Genomic DNA, 7518 nt, shown 5'->3' on the forward strand with positions numbered 1-7518 from the left:
CGCAGGCCTCGCCCGCGCGGGGTCGGAGGTTCGGACCGCTGCCGATGTTACTCGGCGGCGACCTTATGGGCCTGGCTGCCGTCCGTGTAGGTCTCGGACTGCAGGCGCTTGCCCGGGGCGGCGCGGCCCGGCAGCGGCGGCAGGGCACGCGCCTTCTCCAGGTCGATGCCAGCGCCCTCGGCGACGCGGCGGCCGTAATCCTCGTCCGCGTGGAGGAAGTGCCAGACCATCCGGAGCTGAATCGGCTCGGGGCACTGCTTCATGTCGGCGACGAGGTTGGCGATCAGGTCGTCGCGCTCCCAGTCCTGGAACGAGCGGTAGCGCACGCCCGCCTGGGTGTAGTCGTCCTCGGTGCGCGAGGTCTGGTAGCGGCCGAGATTGCCCGTGACCGGCTGGTGGTAGTCCTTGGCCGGCTTCGGCGCCTCGCGCAGGCCTTCGGCCAGCGTCGAGGGCTCGTAGTTGATGTGCTTGTTCGGGCCGGTGCCGTCGACGCCGTAGGTCATCTGGCCGTCGCGCTGGTTCGAGTAGACCTTCACGCCGGGCTGCGGCGCGTTGATCGGCAGCTGCAGGTAGTTGGCGCCGACGCGGTAGCGCTGCGTGTCCGAGTAGGACAGGGTGCGGCCCTGCAGCATCTTGTCGTCCGAGAAGTCGATGCCGTCGACCAGCACGCCCGTGCCGAAGGCCGACTGCTCGACCTCGGCGAAGAAGTTGTCCGGCACGCGGTCGAGGACCATGCGGCCCACCGGCAGCAGCGGGAACTGGTCGACCGGCCACAGCTTCGTGTCGTCCAGCGGATCGAACGACAGGTGGTCGTTCGGGCCGTCCGGCATGATCTGCACGCAGAACTCCCACTCGGGGAAGTTGCCCGCCTGGATGTTGTCGTAGAGGTCGCGGGTGGCGTGGCCGACGTCCTTGGCCTGGATCTCGGCGGCCTGGGCCGAGGTCAGGTTGCGCACGCCCTGCTTCGGCTCCCAATGGAACTTGCAGAGCACCGCCTCGCCCTGGTCGTTGACCAGCTTATAGGTGTTGACGCCCGAACCCTCCATCTCGCGGTAGTTGGCCGGGATGCCCCACGGCGACTTCAGGTGCGTCACCATGTGGATCGACTCGGGGTGCTGAGCCACGAAGTCGAAGAAGCGCCATGCCTCCTGGCGGTTCGTCACCGGGTCCGGCTTGAACGCATGGATCATGTCGGGGAACTTGATCGCGTCGCGGATGAAGAAGACCTTGAGGTTGTTGCCCACGAGGTCCCAGTTTCCATCGACGGTCTTGAACTTGACCGCGAAGCCGCGCGGATCACGCTCGGTCTCAGGGCTCTCCTTGGCGCCGGCGACCGTCGAGAAGCGCACGAACATCGGCGTCTTGACGCCGGTCTCGTTCAGCACGCGGGCGCGGGTGTACTTGGAGGCCGGCTCGTCGCCGATCTTCCCGTAGGCCTCGAACCAGCCGTGGGCGCCGGCGCCGCGGGCATGCACCACGCGCTCCGGAATCCGCTCGCGGTCGAAATGCGTGATCTTCTCGATGAACTGGTAGTTCTCGAGGGTCGCCGGCCCCCGCTCGCCGACCGTGCGCGTGCTCTGGTTGTCACGGACCGGATGGCCCTGGCGGGTGGTCAGGATCGGGCGTTGATCGCTCATGCGTACCATCTCTCCTCGAAAATGAAGGGCTCTGGCCGGCAACGTGGCCAAACTGGAACCGTTCTGGTGAAAAGCTATGAACCCGGCGTGACCCCGAGGCAAATGCATCGTCACAAAGGCTGTGATAGACGCAGCCTATGAACTTGTCCGGCCTCTCGCTTCGCGATCTCGAATACGTCGTCGCTGTCGCCGACGAGGGCCATTTCGGCCGGGCGGCGGAGCGCTGCAACGTCAGCCAGCCGACGCTGTCGGTGCAGGTGCGCAAGTTGGAAACCGCGCTGGGGCTCGTCTTGTTCGAGCGCTCGAACCGGCGCGTCCTCATGACGGCGGCCGGGCAGGTCATCGTGCGGCAGGCCCGCACCGTGCTCGGCGAGGCGCAGCGCCTGCTTGCCATGGCGACGGAGGGGCGTGGGGCGCCGCTGACGGGGCGGCTGGTGCTTGCCGCGATCCAGACGCTCGGGCCCTACTACTTTCCGCTCGTGCTGCGCCTGCTGCGCCAGGAATTTCCGCTTCTGTCGCTCGCGCTGAGCGAGGCGCGCACAGCCGAGATCCTCGACGGGCTGCGCGACGGACGCATCGACGCGGCGCTCATCTCGCTGCCGGTGCCGGGCGCCGGGCTCACCGTCTCGCCCCTCTTCGTCGAGCCGTTCTGGCTCGCCTGCCCGGCCGAGCATCCCCTCGCCCAGGGCGGGGCGCTGCGCGCTACCGACATCGCGGGGCCTGACCTCCTGCTCCTCGACGAGGGCAACTGCCTGCGCGACCAGACCGTGGCGGCCTGCGGCGCGGGCAGTTCCGCGGGTCGGCACGCGACGAGCCTTGAGACCCTGCGCTCGATGGTGGCGGCGGGCGCGGGATACACGCTTCTGCCCGCGCTGGCCGTGCCGGCCGGCCCCGATCCGAGCGGCCTCACGGTGACGCGCGGCTTCGACGTGGACGGGCCCGGCCGCACCATCGCGCTGGCTTGGCGGTCGAGCGATCCGCGCGCGGCCGGCCTCGCGCACCTCGCCGCCTTCTTCCGGGCGCACGCTCCGGCCGGAACGGCGGCCTGCCGCGACGATGCGGCACCCCCGGCACCCGATCGGGTTCTGCGCAACCGTGACAGGCGGGCGGAAGCGGTGTAGCGCCACGCCTTACCAGACACCCGGCGCGCCGGGCCTCGCGTCCGGCCGGGATCTCCGTGTCACAGTTTCGGTTACACCTTCGCACGCTCGCCTTGTGGGCCGCGCTCGTCGCCGTCTCAGCGCTGTTCGCCTACGGCCTGTACCAGGCGCAGTTTCCCGCCGCCCTGCTCGTCGGGCCGATGCTCACGGCAATCGCCTTCGGGGTGGGTGGCGCCGGGATCGGCGTGCCGCGTTCCGGCTTCATGGCCGCGCAGGCGATGATCGGCTGTCTCGTGGCGCACGCGGTGACGGGGAGCATCGTCGAGACGCTGCGGGCGGACGGCCTCGTCATCGTCGCGGTGGTCCTCGTCACCGTCCTTGCCGGAGGCGCGGTCGGCTGGGCGCTGACGCGCATGCGCGTCCTGCCCGGCACCACTGCGGCCTGGGGCTCCTCGCCCGGAGGCGCCGCCGCCATGGTGGCGATGTCGGAGCAGTTCGGCGCCGACCCGCGCCTCGTCGCCTTCATGCAATATGTCCGGGTCGTCGCGGTGGTACTCACCGCCTCGCTGGTGACGCGGCTGCTCGTCTCCGCACCGGGGACGTCACCGGGCCCCGCGGGCGCGGAGGGCGTCGGCCTTCTCGCCACGCTCGGCACCCTGGCGATCGCGGCGGTCGGCGCCGCCGCGGCCCTCGCGCTTCGGCTGCCCGCGGGTGCGCTGATCGGGCCGATGGTACTGGGCGCCGCGCTCCACGCCACGGGCCTCGCCACGATGGCGCTGCCTGCGCCCCTCCTCGACCTCGCCTATGCGGGGATCGGCTGGTACGTGGGCCTGCGCTTCACCCGGGAGACGCTCGGCGTGACCCTGCGGGCGCTGCCCGGCATCCTGGTCGCGACCTTCGCGGTGATCCTGCTCTGCGGGGGCTGGGCCTGGGCGCTGACCCACATTCTGGCGATCGATTTCCTCACAGCCTTCCTGGCCACCAGCCCCGGCGGTCTCGACTCGGTGGCGATCATCGCGGTCGGCACCCATGCCGACGTCTCCTTCGTGCTTGCGGTGCAGACGCTGCGGCTCTTCGTGGTGCTGGTCACCGGGCCATTGCTCGCCAAGTGGATCACCCGCGCCGTTCCGGAGAGGTCCGCCTGATGGGCGCCATCGTGATCGCCTTCCTGAATTCCTGGCGGGGCCTGCGCCACGGCGCCCGCACCGAGCGGGCGGTGCGACAGGAGCTCGCGTTGCTGGCCCTCGGCGTGCCGGTCGCCTTGATGCTCGGCGCGAGCCTCTGGGTGAAGGTCGCGCTGATCGCGAGCCTGCTCCTGATGCTCGCCGCAGAGTTCCTGAACACCGCGCTGGAGAAGCTCTGCGACCACCTGCATCCGGGACGCCACCCGGCGATCGGCACCGTGAAGGACCTCGCCTCGGCAGGCGCCTTCCTGGCCCAGATGATCGCGGCGCTCGTCTGGATCGCGGCTCTGATCGAGCGCCTGTCGTAGGGGCGCTTCCGGGCGTCTCGCCTCCGGCGCTGCATGGCGGCCCGGACGGGCGCGCGCTCGCATCTCGGGCCGGGACGGTCTATCTGCCGGGGCAGGACAGTCTCCGCAGCACCGGCGAGCCCGTGACCGACTACATCCGCAAGATCCTCACCGCCCGCGTCTACGACGTGGCGATCGAGAGTCCGCTCGATCCGATGCCGCGGCTGACCGCCCGCCTCGGCCGGCCCGTCCTGCTGAAGCGCGAGGACCTGCAGCCGGTCTTCTCGTTCAAGCTGCGCGGCGCCTACAACAAGATGTCGGGGCTCACCCGTGAGCAGCTCGACCGCGGCGTGGTCTGTGCCTCGGCCGGCAATCACGCGCAGGGCGTGGCGCTGGGTGCCGCAAAACTCGGTGTGCGCGCCGTGATCGTGATGCCCCGCACCACGCCTTCGATCAAGGTCGATGCCTGCCGGGCGCGCGGGGCCGAGGTGGTGCTGCACGGCGATGCCTTCGACGAGGCTCTGGCCGAGTCGCGCCGCCTGGAGGCAGAGCACGGCCTGACCTTCCTGCACCCCTTCGACGATGCGGAGGTGATCGCCGGCCAGGGTACGATCGGCAAGGAGATCCTGGAGCAGCATACCGGCCCGATCGAGGCGATCTTCGTGCCGATCGGCGGCGGGGGCTTGGCCGCCGGCATCGCGACCTTCGTGAAGTACCTCCGGCCGGGCACCAAGGTGATCGGCGTCGAGCCGGATGACGCCGCCTGCATGGCGGAGGCGCTCAAGGCCGATTCGCGCGTGATCCTGCCGACCGTGGGTCTCTTCGCCGACGGCGTCGCCGTGCGGCAGGCGGGCGAGGAGACCTTCCGCCTGTGCCGCGCGCATCTCGACGGCGTGATCACGGTCGACACCGACGCGATGTGCGCGGCCGTGAAAGACATCTTCGACGACACCCGCGCGGTCTCCGAGCCCTCGGGTGCGCTGAGCCTCGCCGGTGCCAAGGCCTGGGCAGCCGAGAACCCGGGTGCCGGCACGCTGGTGGCGATTTCCTCGGGCGCCAACCTCAACTTCGACCGGCTGCGCCATATCGCCGAGCGGGCCGAGATCGGCGAGGAGCGCGAGATCCTGATCGGCGTCACGATCCCGGAGCAGCCCGGCGCCTATCGGGCCTTCATCCAGGCGCTCGGCGCCCGCGCGATCACCGAGTTCAACTACCGCTACGCGAAGGGGGCCGACGCGCAGATCTTCGTCGGCATCAACCTGTCCGGCGGCAAGGCCGAGAAGCGGGCCCTGATCGCCGGCCTGAATGAGGGCGGCTACCGCGTGCTCGACATGAGCGACAACGAGATGGCCAAGGTCCATGTCCGCTACATGGTCGGCGGCCGGGCGCTCGGCCTCGCCAACGAGCGCCTCTACCGCTTCCAGTTCCCGGAGCGGCCCGGCGCGCTGCTGCGCTTCCTCGAGGCGCTCGGCGAGGACTTCAACATCAGCCTGTTCCACTACCGCAACCACGGTGCCGATTACGGCCGGGTGCTCTGCGGCATCGAGGTGCGCCCCGCCGACCGGCCGCGCTTCGACGCGGCGATCGCGGCGCTCGGCTATCCCTGCTTCGACGAGACCGACAACCCGGCCTACCGGCTGTTCCTCGACAACGCCTCGACCACCTCGGCGCTGGCGGCGGAATAGCGCTCAGGCCGCCTCGATCGCGACGCTCGCGACCTCGGGCATCTCGCGGAGGGTGCGGGCGACGCGCTCGGCCTGGGCCGGCGACAGGCGGATGAGCACGACCCGGATCGCGTCCTCGTCCCGGGCGGGGCCGGGCCGCACCACGAATTGCCGGATCCGGGCGGCCGGCAACCCCGTCGCCGCCTGAAGGCTCTCCAACGAGAGCGCGCCCGCCTGCGCCACGATCTCCAGGCACTGCGTGCGCATCCGGGAGCGCCAGCGCTCCTCCACGGGCTTCACCCCGGCCAGGATCGCGAAGACGATGGCGGTGGCCGCGAGCGCCGGGACGTAGAGGCCGCCTCCGCTCGCCAGCCCGATCGCCGCCACCGCCCAGAGGCTCGCGGCGGTGGTGAGCCCCTTCACCATTTCGCCGCGCAGCAGGATCGTGCCCGCGCCCAGGAAGCCGATGCCCGAGACCACCTGCGCGGCGACGCGCGAGGGGTCGAGCACGATGTGGCTCTGCCCGGCGACGTCGCCGAAGCCGAAGGCCGAGACCAGCATGAACAGGCAGGCCCCGGTGCAGACCAGCATGTGCGTGCGCAGGCCCGCCGCCCAGAGCAGCCGCTCGCGCTCCAGGCCGATCACGCTGCCGAGCGCCGCCGCGAGGGCGAGGCGCCCGATCATCTCGACATTGTCGATCATGGCCGCCTCTCCCCCGCGTCCGCGGCATCATCCTGCCGCGGCCGGGCGGGTGCGTCCATTCCGTGCAGCCGTCAGGCGACTCCGAGCGCGGCCTTCTCGCTCTCGTAGGCCGCCCGCACTGTCTCAGGGCCGTAGGTGCGCTCCAGGCGGCGCACGGTGAAGTGCCCGCGCGCCATCGTCTGAAAGTGGTTCATGAAGGCGGTGTTGACGGTGGCGCCACCGAGAGCGCCCAGGATCGGCACCGCCTGGGCCGCGACCTTCTGCGAGACCACGATGCCGAAACGGGCCGCGATCTGCGCCGTGAAGCGCACCAGAGCGGGCGCGCCCTGGTCGAGCAGCGTCTTGCTGCCGGCGTAGCGGGCGGCCTCCGCCATGGTCTTGGCGAGCGCGGCCCGCACCGCGAAATAGCCGCTCTCGCTGAGGTTCTGGCCCGGCCGGCCGCCGAGCGCGAAGACCTGCACGCAGGCGAGCGCCCCCTCGGGCGTCTCAAGATCCTCGCCCTCCTCCCGGGCGATCTCGGCGATCGAGCGCAGCATGATCGTGGTCGAGACCGGCAATTCCACCGCGAGCGTCGCCAGTCCGAAGGCGCCGCCCACGGCACCCGTAACCGCGGCGAGCGCCTTGTGGGCCGTCTCGCTGGAGCCGAGGAGCCGGGCCAGACGGCCCTCGATGCGGGTCTCGGCCCGCTCCACGACCGCGACGGCCGTGTCCGCGGACCCATCCGCGTCCGCCACGACTTCCTTGCGCGGCAGGGTGGCGAGCGCGACCCGCAGCGCGCCCCGCATCGCCGCCTCGGTGCTGCGCCCGACGACTTCTGTGACGGGAGCGGGCAGCGAGCGGCCGATCATCTCGAGCGGGGCGCCGGCCGCCGCCGAGAGCCGGGCGGCGAGGCCCGGCTGCTCCAGCGCTCCGCCGGGCCGTGCGGGCGCTGGAGCAGCCGGGCC

7 protein-coding genes are annotated in these 7518 nt (G+C 71.2%); 4 read left to right on the plus strand and 3 right to left on the minus strand.

Annotated elements, in window-relative coordinates; genetic code table 11:
* Positions 1–47 precede the first annotated feature (47 nt).
* Positions 48–1637: a catalase gene (locus MFF54_RS14320; protein ID WP_238303572.1), complete on the minus strand. Its 1590-nt coding sequence runs from the start codon at positions 1635–1637 to the stop codon at positions 48–50.
* 137 nt (positions 1638–1774) lie between these two features.
* Here MFF54_RS14320 and MFF54_RS14325 point away from each other — a divergent pair, with 137 nt between their 5' ends.
* The 4 genes from MFF54_RS14325 (at position 1775) to ilvA (ending at position 5893) form a co-directional block, all read left to right on the plus strand.
* Entirely contained in the window at positions 1775–2758 is a 984-nt protein-coding gene (locus tag MFF54_RS14325; protein WP_238303573.1) for a LysR substrate-binding domain-containing protein, read from the plus strand.
* A 56-nt stretch (positions 2759–2814) separates the two neighbouring features.
* Complete coding sequence (locus tag MFF54_RS14330) at positions 2815–3882, plus strand: AbrB family transcriptional regulator (protein ID WP_238303574.1); 1068 nt, start codon at positions 2815–2817, stop codon at positions 3880–3882.
* Complete coding sequence (locus tag MFF54_RS14335; protein ID WP_238303575.1) at positions 3882–4229, plus strand: diacylglycerol kinase; 348 nt, start codon at positions 3882–3884, stop codon at positions 4227–4229. Before MFF54_RS14330 ends, MFF54_RS14335 begins: the two co-directional genes overlap by 1 nt.
* 122 nt (positions 4230–4351) lie before the next feature.
* On the plus strand, positions 4352–5893 hold the full coding sequence (gene ilvA, locus MFF54_RS14340; protein WP_238303576.1) for a threonine ammonia-lyase, biosynthetic: 1542 nt from the start codon (positions 4352–4354) through the stop codon (positions 5891–5893).
* Positions 5894–5896: 3 nt separating this feature from the next.
* Here ilvA and MFF54_RS14345 read toward each other — a convergent pair whose 3' ends face one another.
* Together MFF54_RS14345 and MFF54_RS14350 are read right to left on the minus strand one after the other, a co-directional pair.
* On the minus strand, positions 5897–6574 hold the full coding sequence (locus MFF54_RS14345) for an MgtC/SapB family protein (protein WP_238303577.1): 678 nt from the start codon (positions 6572–6574) through the stop codon (positions 5897–5899).
* A gap of 71 nt (positions 6575–6645) precedes the next feature.
* The gene (locus tag MFF54_RS14350) at positions 6646–7479 is read right to left on the minus strand and encodes an EcsC family protein (RefSeq protein ID WP_238303578.1); all 834 of its coding nucleotides are present in this window, start codon (positions 7477–7479) and stop codon (positions 6646–6648) included.
* Positions 7480–7518 lie beyond the last annotated feature (39 nt).

The sequence above is a fragment of the Methylobacterium gregans genome, assembly GCF_022179245.1.
Taxonomy (GTDB): Bacteria; Pseudomonadota; Alphaproteobacteria; order Rhizobiales; family Beijerinckiaceae; genus Methylobacterium; species Methylobacterium gregans.